General features: G+C 69.2%; 16 protein-coding genes and 1 pseudogene. 9 read left to right on the forward strand and 8 right to left on the reverse strand.

Annotated features, from left to right (window positions below):
* Positions 1-425: 425 nt before the first annotated feature.
* Complete coding sequence (locus AC07NX_RS18685; protein ID WP_494643819.1) at positions 426-3,632, reverse strand: TonB-dependent receptor; 3,207 nt, start codon at positions 3,630-3,632, stop codon at positions 426-428.
* A 611-nt stretch (positions 3,633-4,243) separates the two neighbouring features.
* Here AC07NX_RS18685 and AC07NX_RS18690 point away from each other — a divergent pair.
* Complete coding sequence (locus tag AC07NX_RS18690; RefSeq protein ID WP_494643821.1) at positions 4,244-4,654, forward strand: TIGR01244 family sulfur transferase; 411 nt, start codon at positions 4,244-4,246, stop codon at positions 4,652-4,654.
* Here AC07NX_RS18690 and AC07NX_RS18695 read toward each other — a convergent pair whose 3' ends face one another.
* On the reverse strand, positions 4,655-4,807 hold the full coding sequence (locus AC07NX_RS18695) for a hypothetical protein (protein WP_494643823.1): 153 nt from the start codon (positions 4,805-4,807) through the stop codon (positions 4,655-4,657).
* 85 nt (positions 4,808-4,892) lie between these two features.
* Between AC07NX_RS18695 and AC07NX_RS18700 the strand changes: the two genes are divergently transcribed.
* Entirely contained in the window at positions 4,893-5,795 is a 903-nt protein-coding gene (locus AC07NX_RS18700; RefSeq protein ID WP_494643825.1) for an MBL fold metallo-hydrolase, read from the forward strand.
* Between the two features lie 126 nt (positions 5,796-5,921).
* On the opposite strand, the pseudogene AC07NX_RS18705 reads toward AC07NX_RS18700, so the two are convergent.
* Both AC07NX_RS18705 and AC07NX_RS18710 read right to left on the reverse strand, forming a co-directional pair.
* Positions 5,922-8,168, reverse strand: a pseudogene (locus AC07NX_RS18705) (long-chain-fatty-acid--CoA ligase); the annotation flags it as partial.
* A 244-nt stretch (positions 8,169-8,412) separates the two neighbouring features.
* On the reverse strand, positions 8,413-9,912 hold the full coding sequence (locus tag AC07NX_RS18710) for a bifunctional aminoglycoside phosphotransferase/ATP-binding protein (protein ID WP_494643827.1): 1,500 nt from the start codon (positions 9,910-9,912) through the stop codon (positions 8,413-8,415).
* 143 nt (positions 9,913-10,055) lie between these two features.
* On the opposite strand from AC07NX_RS18710, the gene AC07NX_RS18715 reads away from it, so the two are divergent.
* Genes AC07NX_RS18715 through AC07NX_RS18725 form a run of 3 tightly spaced genes read left to right on the forward strand, consistent with a single transcriptional unit; the run spans position 10,056 to position 11,487 of the window.
* Complete coding sequence (locus AC07NX_RS18715) at positions 10,056-10,694, forward strand: TetR/AcrR family transcriptional regulator (protein WP_494643828.1); 639 nt, start codon at positions 10,056-10,058, stop codon at positions 10,692-10,694.
* A gap of 51 nt (positions 10,695-10,745) precedes the next feature.
* Positions 10,746-11,024: a DUF4160 domain-containing protein gene (locus tag AC07NX_RS18720; protein WP_494643830.1), complete on the forward strand. Its 279-nt coding sequence runs from the start codon at positions 10,746-10,748 to the stop codon at positions 11,022-11,024.
* On the forward strand, positions 11,011-11,487 hold the full coding sequence (locus AC07NX_RS18725; RefSeq protein WP_494643832.1) for a DUF2442 domain-containing protein: 477 nt from the start codon (positions 11,011-11,013) through the stop codon (positions 11,485-11,487). Before AC07NX_RS18720 ends, AC07NX_RS18725 begins: the two co-directional genes overlap by 14 nt.
* A gap of 29 nt (positions 11,488-11,516) precedes the next feature.
* On the opposite strand, the gene pdxH is transcribed toward AC07NX_RS18725, so the two are convergent.
* The gene (gene pdxH, locus AC07NX_RS18730) at positions 11,517-12,182 is read right to left on the reverse strand and encodes a pyridoxamine 5'-phosphate oxidase (RefSeq protein ID WP_494643834.1); all 666 of its coding nucleotides are present in this window, start codon (positions 12,180-12,182) and stop codon (positions 11,517-11,519) included.
* Positions 12,183-12,304: 122 nt separating this feature from the next.
* Between pdxH and AC07NX_RS18735 the strand changes: the two genes are divergently transcribed.
* The 4 genes from AC07NX_RS18735 to AC07NX_RS18750 all read left to right on the forward strand — a co-directional run bounded on the left by AC07NX_RS18735 (position 12,305) and on the right by AC07NX_RS18750 (position 14,504).
* On the forward strand, positions 12,305-12,646 hold the full coding sequence (locus AC07NX_RS18735) for a hypothetical protein (protein ID WP_494643835.1): 342 nt from the start codon (positions 12,305-12,307) through the stop codon (positions 12,644-12,646).
* Positions 12,647-12,694: 48 nt separating this feature from the next.
* Positions 12,695-13,396 (forward strand): DnaJ domain-containing protein, encoded by a 702-nt coding sequence (locus tag AC07NX_RS18740; protein ID WP_494643837.1) that lies wholly within the window; start codon positions 12,695-12,697, stop codon positions 13,394-13,396.
* 245 nt (positions 13,397-13,641) lie between these two features.
* Complete coding sequence (locus tag AC07NX_RS18745) at positions 13,642-14,058, forward strand: organic hydroperoxide resistance protein (RefSeq protein ID WP_494643838.1); 417 nt, start codon at positions 13,642-13,644, stop codon at positions 14,056-14,058.
* Entirely contained in the window at positions 14,055-14,504 is a 450-nt protein-coding gene (locus tag AC07NX_RS18750) for a MarR family winged helix-turn-helix transcriptional regulator (protein ID WP_494643839.1), read from the forward strand. The genes AC07NX_RS18745 and AC07NX_RS18750 overlap by 4 nt, the downstream gene beginning before the upstream one ends.
* A gap of 192 nt (positions 14,505-14,696) precedes the next feature.
* Here the strand turns inward: AC07NX_RS18750 and AC07NX_RS18755 are convergent, their stop codons facing one another.
* From AC07NX_RS18755 to AC07NX_RS18765, 3 genes are all read right to left on the reverse strand, one after another.
* Positions 14,697-14,867: a hypothetical protein gene (locus AC07NX_RS18755; RefSeq protein ID WP_494643840.1), complete on the reverse strand. Its 171-nt coding sequence runs from the start codon at positions 14,865-14,867 to the stop codon at positions 14,697-14,699.
* 105 nt (positions 14,868-14,972) lie between these two features.
* Entirely contained in the window at positions 14,973-16,913 is a 1,941-nt protein-coding gene (locus tag AC07NX_RS18760; RefSeq protein ID WP_494643842.1) for a sialate O-acetylesterase, read from the reverse strand.
* A gap of 126 nt (positions 16,914-17,039) precedes the next feature.
* Positions 17,040-19,505 carry a glycoside hydrolase family 3 protein gene (locus AC07NX_RS18765; RefSeq protein ID WP_494643906.1) on the reverse strand — a complete coding sequence of 822 codons (2,466 nt, stop codon included), beginning with the start codon at positions 19,503-19,505 and terminating at the stop codon, positions 17,040-17,042.
* Positions 19,506-19,694 lie beyond the last annotated feature (189 nt).

A 19,694-nucleotide genomic window follows, 5' to 3' on the forward strand; every position in this document is an offset into this window, starting at 1 on the left:
CCGATGGAGGCCCCCGACGGGCAGGACGTTGGCGCGTCCTGGACCGCCCGGGCGATTTCAGCCCAGGCCTGCTGGCCTGATCCGCCTATCCTGGGCGCCGAAGCTTCGTCGCGACTGAGGCGAGCCTGCTCCGAACCAACCCGGGATGTCTCCGAGGAGACACGGCGGACAAGCCTTCCCGCTCGTCCACCCCTGAAAGCCGCATCGGTCGCCGTACGTGCGCCCTCCCCTGCCTTCAGGTGGGATCAGGATAAGGGTGGTTCGAAGGGGTGAGGACCAAATCGGGTCGAGAAAAATTAGAGCCTTGAAATCGCTGAAGTCTATCGGCCATCCGCCGAGCGTAGACGCCCGTGGCGAGGCCCAAAGAAAAACGGCGGGCTCCGAGGAGCCCGCCGCCATTCCAGCTTTCGCTTGAGCGTCCGACCTTAGAAGTCCAGGTCGAAGCCGAACCGCACGTAGCGCGGATCTTGGTAGGCGATCGGCAGGCCGTATTGCGAACGACGACCACCGGTGTTGGTTTCGCCACGCTCCTCGAACGAGGTCACCCCATCCCGGTTCAGCAGGTTGAAGATGTCCGCGCGCAGGACCAGGTTGCCGCCGAGGGGCATGACCTTTTCCGGAACGGTGTAGCGGACCGACAGGTCGACCGTGGTGGTCCAGTCGGTCTTGAGCGCCGAACCGCGCGGAACCGGCCGCTTCTGGCCCGTGGCGAAGTCCGTGCACCAGCGCGACGCCGAGCCGTAGCCGGCCGAGGGGCCGTCGGTCGGGTGCACGCCGAGACAGCCTTGGTGCTTCGGAGAAATCACCGAGGCGTTCATGCCGAACATCAGGTTCTCGGTCACGGCATAGCTGCCGAAAGCCTTGAACTGGTGCGCGTGGTGGTTCGGCAGCAGGCCGTCCTGGTAGTCGGTCAGGCCAACGAAGTCGTACAGAACGGTCGAACCGGCGTCGGCTTGGTTGTTGTCCGACAGGACGGTGCCTTCGTAGTTACCCTTGCTTTCCGACAGGGTGTACGAGCCCTTCAGGCCCCACTTGCCGTCGAAGGCGCGCTCGAAGGTGAACTCCAGCGCGATGTATTCGCGCTTGGGCTTCGGGAAGTTGAGCTCGTCCTTGGTGAAGGTCAGGGTCTTCGGCAGCGAGGCCAGAGCCGCGATGGTCGCCGCATCGTGGATCAGCGGGTTGGGCTGACGCAGGTTGATCGTCAGATCTTCGCCCGGGTTGAACACGATGTACTGCCAGGAGTTGTTGTAGACCAGCGTACAGGCCGCCAGCGTAGCGCCGGTGGTGTTGCGGTTACACCAGTCCACGACGAACGGGTCGAGGGTCGTGTCCTCCGAAATACGGTTCAGCTTGCGGTAGGTCAGGTTCACCCCGCCCTTCCACAGGTCGTTGATCTGGCGCTCGTAGCCGATGGTGTATTCGTCTTCCTGCGAAGCCTTGATGCCCACGGCGGCCTTGGAATAGGCCGGTTCGGCGACGCCGAGGCCGAAGGAAACCGTACAACCCGGTACGCCGGCGGTGCCGGCGATGATGTTCTGGGTCGGACAGCCGACCAGCGTCCCGGCGGGCAGGCCCGGATTGGTCGTGGTCGTGATCTGCGTGCCGAGGGCGGTCGGGACGCTGTTCCCGGCCCGAGTGAAGTTGGCGGCGGTGTCACCCGATCCAACCACGTAGCCCGGAGCGTAGAAGAACGTGCTGTAGCCCAGGTCGGCGCCGCGGTAGCTGAGGTTCGACGCCGGCGGGATGTAGTAACGGCCGAACGAAGCCGAGACCTTGTCCTTGCCCTCGCCGACCGGATCCCAGGTCACGCCAAAGCGCGGGCCCCAGTTGTCCTTCAGGTTCAGGACCTGCTCGCCGAGCAGGTTGTCCAGCGTGAAGTTGTCGTGGCGAATGCCCAGCTGCAGGCTGAGGTTCGGGGTCAGGTCCCAGGCGTCCTGGATGTACCAGGCTTCGTTGACGCCATGGACCGGGGCGCCGCCGAAGCGGTTCGTCGAGATTTCGACGTAGTTGACGCCGGTCGGAACCTCGAACGTGTCGTTCGCCGAACCCTGGTGATAGATGTAGGCGATGCCGTTGGAGCCGGGACCCGTGTCGATCGAGGCGTGGTTCAGCGTCGTCTTTTCGTGGTCGTAGCCCACGCGGACGTGGTGGTCGCCGAGCAGGTTGAAGTAGAAGTCGCCGTCCACGCGATAGAATTCCCGCAGCGTCTTGCGGGTTTCGATCGTGCCCTGCTTCTGGGCGCTGATCGTGTTCAGCGAACCGGTGGTGTAGTCTTCCTGGACCAGCGGATCGACCGTGTTGCCCGGCAGGACGCTGTTGGAGTCGCGGTTACGGCCGTAGGCCGCCGACAGGGTGAACCAGTCGGTGAAGGTGCCGGTATAACGCGCGACGTAGTTCACGCCGCCCTGGCGATAGACCGTCGACGGCAGCTGGGCGCCGATGGTGTCGGTGGCGGCGCTGTAGGCGTAGGCGGTGCGATCGATCGTCTTCTGGGTGTCGAAGTAGGTCAGTTCGACGCGCTGACGGTCGGTGATGTAGGCGTCCAGCTTGGCGCCCCAGAACGGGTCGTTGGACTTGTCGATCGTGTACTGGCCGGTCGTCTTGTAGGCCGTGGCCTCCGAGTCGTCGCGCTGCTGGTTCAGCACGTAGAAGAACAGGTGGTCCTTGATGATCGGGCCGCTGACTTCGAACGTGCCGCTCTTGCGCGTGCGCTTGCTCTGGTGACTCGCGATGATGTAGGTGTCCGGCGAATCTTCGCGCAGGCCGTCGAATTCGAAGTTGCCGTGGACGGCGACCTTGAAATCGTTCGAGCCCGACTTGGTGACGGCGTTGATCACGCCGCCGGTGGCGCGGCCGAACTCGGCGGGATAGCCGCCGGTCTTGACTTCAACCGACTTGTAGAAGTCGAACGGCACTTCCGCGGCGCCGATGTAGTTGTCGAAGTTGGTGATGTTCAGGCCGTTGATGTAGAACGCGTTTTCGGCGACCGAACCGCCGCCGACCGACGGCTGGGCGCCGAAGTTGGCCGCGCTGGGGGCCGTGCCGACGCGCGCCGAGCTACCGACGACGACGCCGGGGGCCAGTTGGACGACCGCCGTCAGCGAGCGGCCGAGCGGCGCTTGCTTGGTCAGGGTCTCCATATCGACGGTCAGACCCTTGGTCGTCGCGGCGAAGTCCAGCTGCGGGTTGGCGGTGGCGGTGACGACCACTTCGCTGACCGAACCGCCGACTTCCGTCAGCGTGAACGAGTAGGCGGTCGAACCACCCAGGGCGACGCGGACGTTGCCGTCGCTGGTCGGCTGGTAGCCTTCCTTGGCGATCGAGACCGAGTAGCCGCCGATCGGGATCAGGGGAACGCGGAACTGGCCATTGCCGTCGGTGGTGGCGGTGCGGGTGAAGCCTTGGTCGAGCGACTTCACGGTGACGGTCGCGTCCGGGACGGTGACGCCGGCCGAATCCTTGACCGTGCCGATCAGCGAGCCGGAGCTGTAGTCCTGGGCGCTGGCCAGGGTCGGGATCGCCGTGGCGACCGCGGTCACGGCCAGCGGCGCGGCGACGGTGGCCAGGCCGGCCAGCAGCGTCGACGTCAAGAGGCGCGCGCGCGCACCGCCCTTGGTGGAAATCATCTTCATAGTATCCCCTCTTGCATGGTGAAGCATCCCGACCGCCCGCACGCGCCCGTTTCGGGGGCGTTACGTTCGGCCTGTCTGGATTTTCGCCCCAACTCCACCACGAGAACTTAGGTGTCCCGGAAAACATTTCCCCGGTTGCACCGACGTTAGGAGGCGCCGCGCGCACCGGTCAATTCCCATTACCGATCCGTAATAACATCGCCTCAGGCTGTCGCATTATCGCAACACGATCGCCTCATTTCCGCCGAACGCCGCTCAGTTCTTCCACAAACCGGGCGATAACGCGGGTCTCCGCCCCCGTATCCTGTTGGGCTGAAAGGCAAATTCCACCCGCGTAGACCCAGCACGGGGTCACCGACGCCAAAAGGCGGCTCAGCAGGTCAAAACGCCCCACATCCGATTGACATTCGAGAAAACACCCCACGAAACTGGTTCGATACCAGCACTGAATGCCGAACACCGACGATCAGCGGGAAACTTTCCCCGCGCGTCGCTTAAATTTCCGACACATTTGACCACGACCGACCGTTGCCTGGGCGCCGAAGTGCCGGGATGATGCGGCCCCGCCGCCTCGGCGGCGCCCCATGCCCCTTCCACGAGTGATCAAAGCCATGACTGCGTTCCGACGTGTAACCGACTCGCTTTCGGTCAGCCCCCAGATCGCGCTCGACGACCTGGGTCGCGCCGCCGGCGAGGGCTTCGTGCTGGTGATCAACAATCGCCCCGACGACGAGGAGCCGGGCCAGCCGTCCAGCGCCCAGATCGAGGCGGCCGCGCGGGCCGCCGGCCTGGACTATCTGCATGTTCCGGTGCGCGGCGGGCCGACCCACGACCAGGTCGAGGCCGTGCGGCGGGCGGTCGAGGGGGCGGAAGGCCCGGTCCTGGCCTTCTGCCGTTCGGGCACGCGCTCGATCGTCACCTGGTCCCTCGGTCAGGCGGCGTCGGGCGCGGCCGACCGCGCCACCCTGGTGCGCCAGGGTGCGGACGCCGGCTACGACCTGTCGGGCGTGCTGGGCGTCTAGCTAGTAGCGGTGGCTGAAGGCGACCCGGGCCGCCATCGGCGACGGTTCGGGCTCGCAGCTGGCCAGCACGAACTGGGCCGCGATGAGACACAGAATGGCGAAGGCCGCGCGCTGGAGCCGTTTTGAGACAAAAATCGCTGCGTCGGCGGCCATGATCCGTACTCCGGGAGGTTTACGAACCGTTTACCGCAAGTCCGGCGCCGCGCTTCTCCCCCGCCATCCTCCCAAGAGGCCGCCATTGATTCCCTTCGTCCGCGAGATCGAGTTCGAATATGGCCGCTGCGACCAGGTCTCGCCGTCGATCCGCCGGGTGATCGCCGACAATCCCGGCCCGTTCACCTATGTGGGCACCGGAACCTACATCGTCGGGCGCGGGACCGTGGCGGTGATTGATCCGGGCCCGGATCTCGACGGCCACCTCCAGGCGCTGCTGGCGGCGCTGGAGGGCGAGGCGGTCAGCCACATCCTGGTCACCCACCATCACAGCGACCACTCCCCCCTGGCCCGTCCGCTGCAGGCGGCGACCGGGGCGACGATATACGGCCGCCGGGCGCCGCATCTGGCCGAGCTGGCGCCCGACCCCGGACAACCGGCCCTGGAAGCTGGCGAGGACGAGGGCTTCCGTCCCGATGTCGAGATCGCCGACGGCGACGTGTTCGAGGGCCCGGGCTGGACGCTGCGGGCCGTGACCACGCCGGGCCACACCTCCAACCACGTCTGCTTCGCCCTGGAGGAGGAGAACGCCCTGTTCTCCGGCGACCACGTGATGGGCTGGTCGACCACGGTGATCACCCCGCCCGACGGCGACATGGGCGACTACTTCGCCAGCCTGGAGAAGGTGCGGGCCGAGGGGTTCGACACCCTGTGGCCGACCCACGGCGCGCCGGTCCGCGACGTGGCGCCGTTCCTCCAGGCCTATGCCGACCATCGCCGGGCGCGCGAGGCCCAGGTGCTGGCCGCCCTGGCCCAGGGCCCGACCACGATCAAGGCCATGGTGCCGACCCTCTACGCGGCCGTCGATCCCCGACTGCACCCGGCCGCGGCCATGTCGGTGCTGGCGCACATGCTGCTGCTGGTGAAGCAAGGACGGGTGACGTGCGACGGCGTGGCGGGGCTGGACAGCACGTACCGGCTGGCCTGACCGCTTCGCGTCCGCCCCTCTTCACCCCGCCGGCGGGCCGCCCAGGACATTGGTCGCGGCCATCAGGCCCAGGGTGGCGACGGTGATCGCCAGGGCCAGCAGCGCCTTCTTCCAGAACCGCGGGACGCCGCCGAACGCGGCGACGAACAGGCCCAGCACGCCGGTGACGACGCCCAGCACGGCGGCCTTGGGCGCCCAGTCCAGGGTCATCCGGTCGTGGCCGAGCGCCGGCGGGAGGATCCCCAGCTTCACGCCCAGCATCCCGACGGCCACCAGCAGGGCCGGAACCACGGCGACGACCAGCGCCCCGTCGAGCAGGACCGAGGCCGCGCCGCCCTTGGCCGTCTTGTCCGCCTTGTCCTCGGCCTCCCCGTCCTCTCGCGGGGCTGTCGCCGGCATGGCCTGCGGCGGCGACTCGGCGACGAACACCGGTTCGGCGTGGAAGGCCTCTTCCGGCACCGGCTCGAAGGGCGGCGCGGGGCTCGCGGGCTCCAGCGGATCCAGGGGGAAGCGGTCCGCTTCGCCCTCGGCTTCGGCCGGCGGCTCGCCGTCCGCGTGGGCCAGGGCCTCGGCGATCGGCGGCTCGGGCAGCGGCGGCGGTTCCGACAGCGGCTCCTCGGGCTCGGGCGCATAGATCCGCGCCGCCTGCGCTCCGTCGGCGGCGGCCAGGGTGGCGGCGGGCGGTTCGGGCTCGGGCTCGGGCTCCGCAACGCCCGCCACGGCCAAGGCCGGCAGCACGTAGTCCTTCATGCGCTGGCGGATCAGCTTCTTGTCGATCTTGCCCGTGGCCCCCAGCGGGATCTCGTCGACGAAGACCACGTCGTCAGGCGTCCACCACTTGGCGATCTTGCCGTGCAGGAAATCGAGGAACTCCTGCTTGGTGGCGGTCTCGCCGTCCTTCAGCTTGACCAGCAGGATCGGCCGCTCGTCCCACTTGGGGTGGGGCACCCCGATTACGGCCGTCATCGCCGCCTTGGGATGGCCCAGGGCGATGTTCTCGATGTCGATCGTGCTGATCCACTCGCCGCCCGACTTGACCACGTCCTTGGCCCGGTCGGTGATCTGCATGAAGCCGTGGTCGTCGATCGTGGCCACGTCGCCGGTGTCGAAGAAGCCCTCGTCGTCGAGGATCTTGCCGCCCGCGCCCCGGAAATATTCGGCGGCGATGATCGGGCCCTTGATCTTCAGGTTGCCGAAGCTCCTGCCGTCGTGCGGCAGGCGCCGGCCCGCGTCGTCGGTCAGCTTCAGCTCCACGCCCAGCGGAGGCCGCCCCTGCTTGAGGCGATAGGGCATCTGCTGGTCGTAGGGCAGCTTTTCCAGCTCGTCGGTCATCACCGACAGCGTGCCGACCGGCGAGGTCTCGGTCATGCCCCAGGCGTGGACCACCTCGACGTCGTAGTCGTCGTGGAAGGCGCGGATGATGTGCTCGGGACAGGCCGCCCCGCCGATCACCACCTTCTTCAGCGCCGGCAGCCTGGCGCCGGTTTCCCTCAGGTGCTGCAGCAGCATCTGCCAGACCGTCGGCACGGCGGCCGAGAAGGTGACGCCCTCGCTATCCAGCAGCTCGAAGATCGAGGCGCCGTCCATCTTCGCGCCCGGCATCACCATCTTGGCCCCGGTCCCCGGCGCCGAGAACGCCACGCCCCAGGCGTTGGCGTGGAACATCGGCACCACCGGCAGGATCACGTCCTTCTGCGACAGGCCCATCACGTCGGGCTGCAGGGTGATCAGGGTGTGCAGGACGTTGGAGCGGTGCGAATAGAGCACGCCCTTGGGGTCGCCCGTGGTGCCGGAGGTGTAGCAGAGCCCCGCCGCCGTGCCCTCGTCGAAGCCGCCCCAGGCGCAGTCGGCATGGTGCTGCTCGACCAGGTCCTCGAAGCACAGCAGGCCCTTGAAGCTGGGCGTCTCGCCGGCCGGCCTGAAGTCGGCGGGCATGTGGTCGCGATCGGTGAACAGCACCACATGCTCGACGCTGGGCAGGTGCTGCAGGACGCCGGCGATGATCGGCATGAAGGTCAGGTCGGTGAAGATCACGCGGTCGCCGGCGTGGTTGGCGATCCAGGCGATCTGCTCGGGGAACAGGCGCGGGTTGAGGGTGTGGCACACCGCCCCGATGCCCATGATCCCGTACCAGGCCTCCATATGGCGCCCAGTGTTCCAGGCCAGGGTCCCGACCCGGTCGCCCGGCTTGATCCCCAGGGCCAGCAGGGCGTTGGACACCCGCTTGGCGCGGTCGCGGATCGCGCCGTAGGTGGTGCGGACGATCGGCCCCTCGACCGAGCGGGTGACGACCTCGCGCGCGCCGTGCCACTGGGCGGCGTGGTCGATGATCTTGTCGACCGTCAAGGCCCCGTGCTGCATCAAGCCCTGCATCGCCCGCGCTCCCGATCCGTTATCGTTGTTCAGGCGAGGCTAGCGGGGCGGCGCCCGTCGCGCAACGCGGCGCGCTCGGCGGGCGAACGGTCGGCGTGGGGATGACTGTCAAAGCGGTGCGCGGTCCTCGTCCTTCGACAAGCTCAGGATGAGGACCATTTACCGACCCAGCGGGTAGAAAACCTCATCCTGAGCCTGTCGAAGGACGAGGTTTTCGGCCTCCTGCGCCGAACACCGGTCCGCCCTACCCCATCGTCTCCGCCAGCGCCCTCGCCTCGTCCTCGAAGGCGCTGACCGTGTCGACGCGGCGCCAGGCGATCTCGCCGGTGTCGCGGGCCAGCTGGCTTTCCAGAACCGCCACGTCGGCGTCCGAGGCGTCGTTGACGCGGGCGGCGACGCGGGCGCGCAGCACCTCGGGTGGGGCTTCCAGCCAGACGCCCTGGAACGCCACGTCGGCCTGCCGGGCCAGGGCCTCGGCGCGGGCCCGCTGCTCGGGCTTGAGGAACACCGCGTCGACCACCACCGAGCGGCCGGCGGCCAGGGTCAGGGCGGCGTCGCGGAACAGCTCGCCATAGACCCGGTCGCTCATCTCGGGCGTATAGGCCTCCTTGGGCAGGCGCTGCAGCGAAGGCACGCCGCACAGGCGCTTGCGGATCTCGTCGGTGCGCAGGACCACCGCCCCGGGGGCCGCGCCCAGGCCGGGCGCGCAGACCCGGGCGAAGGTCGACTTGCCCGAGCCCGAGAAGCCGCCGGTGGCCACCAGGCTAACCGGCCTGGGGGCCAGGTGCTCCAGGGCCGTGGCCAGATAGGCCCGGGCCGCCTCGTCGTCGTTGCTGTAGGCCCAGACGTGGGTGCGCACCGCGGCGCGGACGCTGAGCATCAGCGGCAGGGCCGCGAGGCCGGTCCACAGGCCTTCGCCGAACGCGCGGGCGGCCTCGTCCAGATAGGCGTTCAGCACCCGGCCGGCGGCGTCGCGGCGGCGGCGGAAGTCCAGGTCCATCAGCAGGAAGGCCAGGTCGTACTGGATATCGATGTCCGACAGCGAGTCGTTGAACTCGATGCAGTCGAACAGGATCGGCCTGCCCTCCTCGACCAGGATGTTGCCCAGGTGCAGGTCGCCATGACAGTGGCGGGCGAAGCCCTGCCCGGCCCGCGCGTTCAGCAGCGGGCCCAGGCGCTCCAATGCGAGATCCGTCTCGGCGATCAGCCGCTCGACGGCCTGGGCGCCCAGGCGCGGGGCCAGGCCGCGCAGCAGGTTGGCGTTGGAGGCGATGGTGTAGCCCAGGGCCCCCACCCCGCCGCCGTTCGGCCGCAGCGGCGCGCCGGCGTGGAACTGGGCGATGGTGCGGCCCAGCGACTCCTCCAGGGCGTCGTCGATCGCCCAGGGCTGCTGGGCCAGCACGCCCTGCTCGTCGAAGCGGCGCATCTCCAGCACGTATTCGACGATCTCGCCGGCCCCGTCGATCTCGACCCCGCCCGCCTCGGTGCGGGTCAGGCGGCGCACGGCGCGGTAGATGTCCGGCGCGGCGGCGCGGTTGAAGCTCAGCTCGCGCTCCAGCGACCAGCGGCGCAGCTCCAGGGTCGAATAGTCCAGAAAGCCGAAATTGACCGGCCGCTTGACCTTCCAGGCCGCCTCGCCGACCAGGAACACCCGGGCGCAGGAGGTCTCGATCACCCGATCGGCCCGCTCGCCCATCCAGGCGGCCACTTCCTGCTCGCGAACCGTCTCCGCGTCCTTGATCACGCCCCAACCTCGTCAACCACGCCAGACTTCCGGGCGCGGGCGTCCCCATAGCGGAAAGTTCAGGCCGCGTCGCGCATGGCGGCTTGCTTACGCTTTGGTTGAGCGCCTATGGTCGTGTTTACCGTGGCTAGAGTCGAAACCACATGCTGATCGGCGCAGTCCTCAATCGGTCGGAGCGCAAGAAGACCGAGATCCTGGCCGCCGCGCGCGGCGTGTTCCTCCGCGAAGGCTATTCCGCCGCCGGCATGGAGGCGGTCGCCCGCATGGCCGGGGTGTCCACCGCGACCCTCTACGCCTACTTCCCCAGCAAGGCCAAGCTGTTCGAGATCATCGTCCATGACGCCGTCCAGCACATGGCCGAACCCGTGCGCGCCAGCGCGCGGACCAAGGGCGACGCCCGCGCGCGCCTGATCAGCCTGGCCCTGGCCTATGCGACCTTCATGTCGCAGCCCGCGACCCGGGCGATCTTTCGGATGGTCGCCAGCGAACGCCGGCGCTTCGAGGCGGTGGCCGACCACGTCCGGCGGAGCGCCCACCAGGCCCTGGGCGGGACGGCGATCGAACTCATCGAGGACCTGGTCGCATCCGGCGAGCTGACGGTCGACCGCCCCGCCTGGGCGGCCGGCCAGTTGTTGGGCATGCTGGACCACGCCACCCTGGTGCTGGGCCTGACGGCCGGCGACGAGGCCCGCCCGGTCCGCCCGCTGCGCGACATCGCCGAGGAGGCGGTGGAGACGTTCCTGGCGCGGTATGGAGCCAGGTCGTCCGGCGCTTCCATCTAGCCGCCGGGCCAAACTTCCAAACCGCTTAGGTTTCTGCTAGAAGGAACCCTCATGCCCACCTTGCTGCAATACCCGGACAGGACGGGCAGGACGCGCATAGAGATCTACACCCAGGATCATGCGCCTTCTCATGTGCATGTGAACGGGGTGAACGCGGAGGCGGTTCTGCTGCTGAGCTGTTGCGAGACCGACGAGACGAGGCACGGACCGGTCAGCGTTCGCGAAGTCGACGGCTACCGCCTCGCGGAGTTAAACGCGATCATCGCCTTCGTCGCCGGCCACCTGACGATGCTCTGCCGGGCCTGGAGACAAATGCATGGCGCTTTCTGAAGCCGAATTCGAAGCCATCGCGAGGCGCACCGCCGAGGAAAATGCGTTCCGTCCCCGCGCCATCAATGTCGCCTTCCTGCCCGAACGCCATCGCGTGTGGATCGAGATGAACAATGGGCTGGAGGTCACGTTCGACCCCGGGCGGCACCAGGAGCTGGCCGGCGCCAAGCCCGAACACCTGGCTCAGGTCGAGGTTTCCGGGCGCGGGTCGGCGATCTATTTCCCGCTGCTGGACGCCAGCATCTACATTCCCGGCCTGCTGCAGGGCCTGACCGGAACCAAGCGCTGGATGGCCCAGCAACTGGGTCGCGAGGGCGGCAAGGCCAAGAGCGCCGTCAAGGCCGTCTCCTCGGCGGCGAACGGAAGGCTGGGCGGCCGCCCCCGGAAACGCGTCGACCCCGACGCGTTTGAGAAAATCTCGGCGCGCACGCCGAACGACCGCGGCAAGGCCAAACGGACCTGAAGCGCTGGCCGGCCGCCGATCCGCGTCGCCTACGGAAACAACCGCTTCGTCCCCCAGCCCTCGCCCGAGCGCTCGTAGACCAGCCGCTCATGCAGGCGGAACGGCCGGTCGCGCCAGAACTCGATGACCTGGGGAACGACGCGATAGCCCGACCAGTGCGGCGGACGCGGCACCTTGCCGATCCCGAACCTCAGCGCCATCTCGGCCACCCGGCGCTCCAGGGCCAGGCGGTCGGGCAGCGGCCGCGACTGGTCGCTGGCCCAGGCGCCCAGTTGGCTGTGGCGCGCGCGGCTGGCGAAATAGGCGTCGGCCTCCTCCGGCGTGACCGGTTCGACCGCGCCGCGCACCCGCACCTGGCGGCGCAGCGACTTCCAGTGGAACAGCAGGGCGGCCTTGGGCTGGGCGTTCAGCTCCTCGCCCTTGGCGCTCTGGGTGTTGGTGTAGAAGACGAAGCCCCGCGCATCGACGCTCTTGAGCAGCACCATGCGCGAATCCGGCAGGCCCTCGGCGTCGACGGTCGACAGGGCCACCGCGTTGGGATCGTTCGGCTCGCCCTTGCCGGCCTCGGCCAGCCAGTCCTCGAACAGGCGGATCGGGTCGCCCTCCGGCAGCAGCGGCAGGGGCGCGGCCTCGGTCACCTGGCGGACGTAGTCGTCCTCGGACGGCGAGGCGGGGATCAGGGGCGCGTCGGTCATGACCTCGATATAGGACAGCCCGTCGGAAATCGGTCGGAAATTTCCGATCGCCGGCGTGGCGAGCGGCGCTTGACGGCCGCCACCCGGCGCGCGCATCTGCCGCGCGACATGAAGGGCATCCCATGAAACTCGGCACGCGGGCGCGACTGGCCTGGCTTCCCCTGGCGCTGTGGTGCGCGGCGGGCCTCTGGATCGGCTATGTCGAGGCGGTCAAGTGGAAGGGCGATGACGTCCAGGACTGGATCATCCTGGCGGCCGGCGGCCTGTTCCTGTTCGCGGCCGGGGGCTGGAACCTCTGGCGGCTGCGCGCCAAGGCGGCCGAGCGGGCCCGGGTCGAGGGGCCGGACGTCGACGAGCCGGTCACCTGGCACCGCCGTAGCGGCTCGTGGGCGGTGATCGTCTTCGTGGCCGGGGTGTTCGGCGTGTTCGGCCTGGTCTGGTTGCTGGGCGGCCAGCTTCGTTAAAGTCTTAACTTAACGCCCCGTTGACCAAACGGCGGCAGGGTCGGCGGCATGACCGCCGGCTCGTCTTCCGTTCTCAGCCTCCAGGCCGCCCGCGCCATCCTGGGCGTCGCGCCCGGCGCGGACGAGCGCGAGCTGCGGGCCGCCTATCGCGAGGCGGCCAAGCGCGCCCACCCGGACCGCCCCGGCGGCGACGCCGCCCTGTTCCGCGACGTGCTGGCCGCCTATCGCCTGCTGCAGGACGCCCCGGCCCGCCCGATCCACTTTCCGCCCGCCGTCGCCGAACCGGCCCGGGTCGAGCAGGCCACCCTGCGGATCGACGCCGCCCTGGCCTTCGCCGGCGGCTGCCTGGACCTGACGCTCGACGCCCGCAAGCTGCGCCTGACCCTGCCGGCCGGCCTGCGCGAAGGCGACAAGGTGCGGGTCGAGAACGTGACCTTCCGCGTGGCGCTCAAGCACGATCCCGACGCCCTGGCGCGCGGCGACGACCTGTGGCTGACCGCGCGGCTTGACGCCCGCGCCCTGGCCGAGGGCGGCCGAATCGAGGTCGCCACCGCCCTGGGCCCGCGCCTGGTCTGGATCTCGACCAAGGCCGCCGCCCGCGGCCTAGTGCGCCTGCCCGGCCAGGGCCTGCCGGCCCGCGGCCCGCACCGGGCCGGCGACCTGTTCCTGCGCCTGGAAGCCCTGGGCGACGGCGCCGAAAGCGCCGCCCGCTCGCAGCTGAAACGCTTCGCGGCCGCCTGGGCGGCGTAAGGCTCCATCTATTCCGCTCATCCCGGCGAACGCCGGGACCCAGATGGAATGACTTCGCGATTGACGCCAAGAGCGCCGAGCCCTTCCAATCAGCCACACCGCTTGCGGATCTGGGTCCCGGCATTCGCCGGGATGAGCGGCTTTTGGGATAAAAGATCGCGCGCGATAAAAATTCAACCGCACCTCTTGCATTCATATCGCGCACGATTAAATCGTTCACATCGAACAACGCCAAGGAGGCACCGATGTCCACTCTCTATCAAACCCGCGCCACGGCCACCGGCGGTCGCGAAGGCGGCGCTCGCAGCGACGACGGCCTGCTGGATGTGAAGCTGGCCCTGCCCAAGGCGCTGGGCGGCAACGGCCAGGGCACCAATCCCGAGCAGCTGTTCGCGGCCGGCTACGCCGCCTGCTTCCAGAGCGCCATGGCCTTCGTGGCCCGCCAGCAGAAGATCGGCCTGACCGGCTCGACCGTGACCGGCGTCGTCGGCCTGGCCCCGCTGGAGGTCGGCTTCAGGCTGGAGGTGGCGCTCGAGGTCGAAACCCAGGGCCTGACCCAGGACGAGGCCGAAGCCCTGGTTGCGACGGCGCACAAGGTCTGTCCCTATTCCAACGCCACGCGCGGCAATGTCGATGTCGCGATCACCACAAGGGCCGCATGAGCGCCAAGACGAACAAGACAAGCGGCGAACCGGTCGAGGCCCTGCGCCTCGACCGCCAGCTGTGCTTCGCCCTCTACGGCGCCGCCAATCGGGTAACCCGGCTCTACCGGCCGCTGCTCGAGGCCCTGGGCCTGACCTATCCGCAGTATCTGGCCATGCTGGTGCTGTGGGAGGCGAGTCCCCGGACCGTGGGCGCCCTGGGCGAGGCGCTGGACCTGGAGTCCAGCACCCTGACCCCGCTGCTGAAACGCCTGGAGACCCAGGGCCTGGTGGCCCGCCAACGCGATCCCGAGGACGAGCGCCGGGTGATCGTCACCCTCACCGAGGCCGGCGCCGCCTTGCGAGACAAGGCCAAGGCGGTGCCGGAGCAACTGTTCTGCAAGCTAAACCTGGGCCTGGACGAGCTGGGCGACCTGCGCGAGCGGCTCAAGGCCCTGGCGGTCTAGCGATCGGACCCGATCGAGGTCGGCTCTTAATGTTGTCATCCCGGAAGCCTCGCAGAGGCTGTCCGGGACCCAGGGGACTGGGCAGAAGCCTTGCGGTTCACCTGGGTCCCGGACAAGCGCTGCGCGCTTTCCGGGATGACAACGGTTGGGAGCCTAGCCTCATTCTGAACGTCGGTCGCGCGGGCGGGTCGTCTATCCCAACTCCCCATCCTCGTCCTTAGTGACGAAGCTGTAGGGCTCGACCGGCGGCAGGCAGCGGACCAGGACCTGGGCCGTCAGGCCCGGCTCGGCGACGACGGACGGCTGCTCGCCGAAGACGGCTTCCCACAGCTTGGCCAGTTCCTGGTACGCGGCGTCGGGCACTCGGCGGTCTCCTTGACGCAACACAATGCCGTCGAGCGCCGGGGGTTGCTGGTTAACGGCGCGGGCGATGTCCGCGCGCGCCGTCGCCCAGTTCGTTGCCCGTTATTACGGCGCGATCGCCAGTTCGAACGGCGTCGCCGGCAGGCCGGTGGCCCCATAGAGATTGAGGATCGGGCTGTCGGCCCAGGCGAAGCGGACCTTGACCGGCGCGAAGCCGGCCGGGACCGCCAGCCGGACCTGGTCGCCGGCCAGGGCCGCGTCGGCGAAGCGGCAGGCGCCGCCCGCGTCGCACAGCTCGAAGCCTACCGGCCGGACGTCGGCCTGCACCACCGCCGGCTGGTCCAGCCGCACGACCACGGCCCCGCCCGACAGCGTCGCCGACAGCGGCGCCGGACCGGCGGCGACCAGCGTCGTCTCGCCATAGGCCAGCTTGCGGGCCTGAAGGGCCAGGCGATGGCCGACCTGCTGCTTGTTGGCCGGGTGAATGTCGTAGATGTCACCGATGTCGACCGCCGAGGCCAGGCCGACCTTGGGGTCGGCGGCGGCCACGCGGCGTTCGGCGTCGCGCACCCCGGCCCATCCGGACTCGGCGGGCCTGGTCTGGCGCGGCCCGAAATCGGCCAGCTGCACCACCAGGAACGGCAGGTCCGGCCCGCCGAACGACTTGCGCCAGTCGCCGACCAGGGCGGCCAGCAGGCGCTCGTAGTTCTGGGACTCGGCGACATTGGCCTCGCCCTGGTACCAGGCGAAGCCCTTCAGGCCGTAGGGGATCAGCGGCGCGATCATGCCGTTGCGCAGGGTCGACAGGCCACTGGCCCCCACCCACGGCGGCGTCGGCGGCACGCCGCTCTGGGCGACGGTGGACGAGACCTTGTAGCGCCAGCTGGCGCCCAGGGGCGCGAACGAGCCGTCGTCGAGCTTCAGCCCCTTCTCGGCCGCCGGCCCCCAGGCCCCGCCGCCGCCGCCGGTGTCGATGGCCCGCACGGCGACGACGTTGGGTCCGGCCTTCAGCACGCCCGGGGCGATCTTGTACGCGCGCGGCCTGTCCCAACCCTGGGTCGAGCCCACCTGGCGGCCGTTGACGAACGTGATGTCCAGGTCGTCGACCGGGCCCAGGGCCAGGACGGCGCCCTGCTTGGCCTGCTTGGCGGTCAGGACGATCGTCGCCCGCAGCCAGATCGTGCCGTCGAAGGTCTCCAGGCCCGGATTGGCCTCCCAGAACCGTTCGGCCGGCATGGTCTTCCAGTCGCGGTCGTCGAAGTCCGGCCGGCTCCAGGCCGCGGCCTGCGGCTCGGCCTTGGCGGCCCAGTGGTCGAACTGGGCGGTCCACCGGGCCATGCCGGTTTCCGGCGACTTGGCGTAGTCGGCCAGGATGGCCAGGCCTTCTTCATAGCTGCCCAGGGCGTGCAGCCCCTCGCGGCTGATCCAGTCCTGGATCACCGACCCGCCCCAGGTGGCGTCGATCAGGCCGACCGGAACCCCGGTGGTCTTCTTGATCTCGCGGCCCATGAAGAAGCAGGCGGCGCTGAAATTGTTGGCGGACTCGGGCGTGGCCGGACGCCAGGCGGCCTCCTTGGGCAGGGCGGCCGTCGGCTCGGGCAGGCTGACGCGGCCGGTCTGCAGCAGGCGGATGTTCGGGTCGGCCGAACTGGCGGCCTCGGCCTCGCCGTTCAGCGACCGGCGCAGCGGATATTCCATGTTCGACTGGCCCGAGCACAGCCAGACGTCGCCGACCAGCAGGTCCGAGATCGCCTGGCGCTCGCCGCCGGCCTGGACCGTCAGGGTCAGGGCCGCGCCCGGCTCGCGGGCCGGGAAGGTCGCCGACCAGCGGCCCTCGGCGTCGGCGGTGGCGCTGGTCTTGGCCTCGCCCAGCGCCAGCTCGACGGCTTCGCCCGGCCTGGCCGCGCCCCAGATCCGGATCGGCTGCCCCCGCTGCAGGACAGCGTGGTCGGTGAAGACCGGAGCCAGCAGGGGAGCGGCCTCGACGACCCCGGCCGCGGCCGTCAGGGCGGTGGCGGCCAGCAGGCCAAGGATCTTCGTGCGCATGGATCTCACCCTAATCTCCGCCCATCCCGGCGGACGCCGGATCCAGGCGGGTTTTGTTGTTCCGGGCTCAGCGCCCGCCTTGGACCTCGGCTTCCGCCCCGGCCTTCGCCGGGGCGAGCGGCGCTTCTACTGAGCCTTGCCCGGGCAGACCGCGCCGGCCGGGTCGGTGGTCAGCTTCACGCCCTGCAGCGACACCACCAGCTTGCCGGCGGTCGACAGCTCGAACGGCGCGGTGACCTTGGTCACGTCGGTCCCGGCCGCCTGGAAGCACTTGAGCGACACCTTCAGGCTCTTCCACTCGCCGACCGGCGAGGCCTCGAGCACCGGGGTGACGTCCAGCTTGCCCGCCCCGATCGACAGGGTGACTGGCGCGGTCGGCTTGGCGTCGACGCGATAATCGACCAGCAGGTCGATGTCGGCGTTGGCCTGGAACGACAGGTCGAAGGCCTTGTCGGTCGCGATCGCCGCCTTGGCCTCGACGTCGCCCGAGAAGGTCAGCTGGCGACCGGCCTCCTGCACGTTGCCGGCGTCCACCGGGCGGATCTGCGCCGCCGTGGTCGGGGTCAGCCGGAACTCGAACGGCACCGGAGTCTTGCCCGCCACGAAGTAGTTGCTGACATTGTCGGTGGCGATCGTGAAGCCCGGCTTCTCCGACAGCGTCCCGACCCGGACCTTGGAGGCGTAGGTCAGGCCGTAGCCGTAGGCGAACTGGGGCGCGTAGCCCTTGTCGCCGCGGTTCAGGGTGAACTGGCCGGCGGTCCTGGGCCAGCTGAACGCCAGCTTGCCGCGGAAGTCGGCGCGCGGCTTGCCGGCCTTGTCGCCGATCAGCACGTCGGCGATCCCGCCGCCTTCCGAGCCCGGCAGCCAGGCGGCGACGAAGGCGTCGGTGGCGTTGATCTCGGGGTTCACCCACAGCGGCCGGCCCGACAGGAACACGCCCACCACCGGCACGCCGGCGGCCTTCAGCTTCTTCAGCAGGGCTAGGTCGGTCTTGTTTCCGGGCTGGTATTCCAGCGTCTTGATGTCGCCCACGCCCTCGGCGTAGGGCGTCTCGCCGAACACCACGATCGCGACATCGGGCTTCTTGTCGAACGCGCCGTCGATGCTGAGCGTCGCCGAGCCGCCCGAGGCCTCGACCGTCTCCTTCAGGCCCGAATAGATCGACTGGGCGTTGGGGAAGTCGGCCTTGGTATTGCCGGTGCCCTGCCACGACAGGGTCCAGCCGCCGGCCTGCTGGCCGATGTCGTCGGCGCCCGAGCCGGCCACCAGGATGTTGGCCGAGGCCTTCACCGGCAGCACGCCGTTGTTCTTCAGCAGCACCAGCGACTCGCGCACGGCCTGGCGGGCGATGGCGCGGTGCTCGGCCGAGGCCATCACCGCCTCCTTGCCTTCCACCGGACGCGCCCGCTGGAACAGGCCCAGCTTGGCCTTCACGCGCAGGATGCGGCGCACGGCGTCGTCGATGCGGGCCATCGGGATCTCGCCCGACTTCGCCTGGGCCAGGGTGTTGGCGTAGAGGTCCTTCCAGCTGTCAGGCGCCATGTACATGTCCAGGCCGGCGTTGGCGGCCTGGGGGCAGCTCTTGGGCGTGCAGCCGGCCACCTGGCCGTGTCCGTTCCAGTCGCCGACCACGAAGCCGTCGAAGCCCATCTTGCCCTTCAACACGTCGGTCAGCAGGCTCTTGTTGCCGTGCATCTTCTCGCCGTTCCAGCTGTTGAACGACGCCATGATGGTCATGGTCCCGGCGTTGATGGCCGGCACATAGCCCTGGGCGTGCAGGCGGATCAGCTCGGCTTCGGAGACCTGGGTGTCGCCCTGGTCCTTGCCCTCGTGGGTGCCGCCGTCGCCGAGGAAGTGCTTGGCGCTGGCCGCCACGTGGCCCTGCTGGATCACGCCGCCCTGGGAGACCGCCCCCTGCAGACCCAGGATCATCTGGCCAGCATAGCTGCGGACGATCTCGGGGTCTTCCGAATAGCCCTCGTAGGCCCGGCCCCAGCGGTCGTCGCGCGGCACGGTCAGGGTCGGGCCGAACGCCCAGTCGAAGCCGGCGGCGGCGGTCTCCTGCGCCGTAGCCGCGCCGATCTTGCGGATCAGTTCGGGGTCGCGGGTCGCGCCCAGGGCGCTGTTGTGCGGGAAGAGCGTGGCGCCGATGGCGTTGCCGTTGCCGTGCACCGAATCGATGCCGAACATCAGCGGCACCTGCGTGCCGCCCTGGCGCTGGGCCGCGGCGTCGCGGAAGGCCTCGACCGACTTGACCCAGGGGCCGATCGGCGAGCGGTCGGGCGCGCCCAGCGGCGGCGAGCTGCCGCCGGCCAGGATCGAGCCCAGGGGATAGGTCTTCAGGTCTTCCGGTGTGATCGAGGCGATGTCGGCCTGGATCATCTGGCCGATCTTCTCCTCCAGGGTCAGCTTGGCCAGCACGGAGTCGACGAAGGCCTCGGTCCGGGGATCGACCAGGCCCTGGCTCTTGGCCGCGGGCCACAGGGCCGGATGGGCGGTGCTCTTGCTTTCGGCGGCCGACACGGCGCCAGTCAGAAGGGTGGTCGCCAGCAGCGCTGCGCAAAAGGCCTTGGTGTTCATAACTCCCCGCATCATTATCGTTGGAACTCCGACAACGCTGTCAATTGCATGTCGGCGCGTTCCGGGCAATCCGGTCGCTGTTCACTGGTACCGGTATCTTAAAGCTCGACGGCGATCCATACACCGTCTAATTTGTGTGACAAATAGAAACGCCCAACAGGCGATGATGGGGAGAGACGAAATGAGGGGATTTGCGGCGGG

It is taken from the genome of Caulobacter sp. GW821-FHT09A05 (genome assembly GCF_059418465.1).

Coding starts and splice junctions, on each gene's coding strand:
- AC07NX_RS18685 (WP_494643819.1), bottom strand. CDS start 3,632: ATGAAGATGATTTCCACCAAGGGCGGTGCGCGCGCGCGCCTCTTGACG.
- AC07NX_RS18690 (WP_494643821.1), top strand. CDS start 4,244: ATGACTGCGTTCCGACGTGTAACCGACTCGCTTTCGGTCAGCCCCCAG.
- AC07NX_RS18695 (WP_494643823.1), bottom strand. CDS start 4,807: ATGGCCGCCGACGCAGCGATTTTTGTCTCAAAACGGCTCCAGCGCGCG.
- AC07NX_RS18715 (WP_494643828.1), top strand. CDS start 10,056: ATGCTGATCGGCGCAGTCCTCAATCGGTCGGAGCGCAAGAAGACCGAG.
- AC07NX_RS18720 (WP_494643830.1), top strand. CDS start 10,746: ATGCCCACCTTGCTGCAATACCCGGACAGGACGGGCAGGACGCGCATA.
- AC07NX_RS18725 (WP_494643832.1), top strand. CDS start 11,011: ATGGCGCTTTCTGAAGCCGAATTCGAAGCCATCGCGAGGCGCACCGCC.
- pdxH (WP_494643834.1), bottom strand. CDS start 12,182: ATGACCGACGCGCCCCTGATCCCCGCCTCGCCGTCCGAGGACGACTAC.
- AC07NX_RS18735 (WP_494643835.1), top strand. CDS start 12,305: ATGAAACTCGGCACGCGGGCGCGACTGGCCTGGCTTCCCCTGGCGCTG.
- AC07NX_RS18740 (WP_494643837.1), top strand. CDS start 12,695: ATGACCGCCGGCTCGTCTTCCGTTCTCAGCCTCCAGGCCGCCCGCGCC.
- AC07NX_RS18745 (WP_494643838.1), top strand. CDS start 13,642: ATGTCCACTCTCTATCAAACCCGCGCCACGGCCACCGGCGGTCGCGAA.
- AC07NX_RS18750 (WP_494643839.1), top strand. CDS start 14,055: ATGAGCGCCAAGACGAACAAGACAAGCGGCGAACCGGTCGAGGCCCTG.
- AC07NX_RS18760 (WP_494643842.1), bottom strand. CDS start 16,913: ATGCGCACGAAGATCCTTGGCCTGCTGGCCGCCACCGCCCTGACGGCC.
- AC07NX_RS18765 (WP_494643906.1), bottom strand. CDS start 19,505: ATGCGGGGAGTTATGAACACCAAGGCCTTTTGCGCAGCGCTGCTGGCG.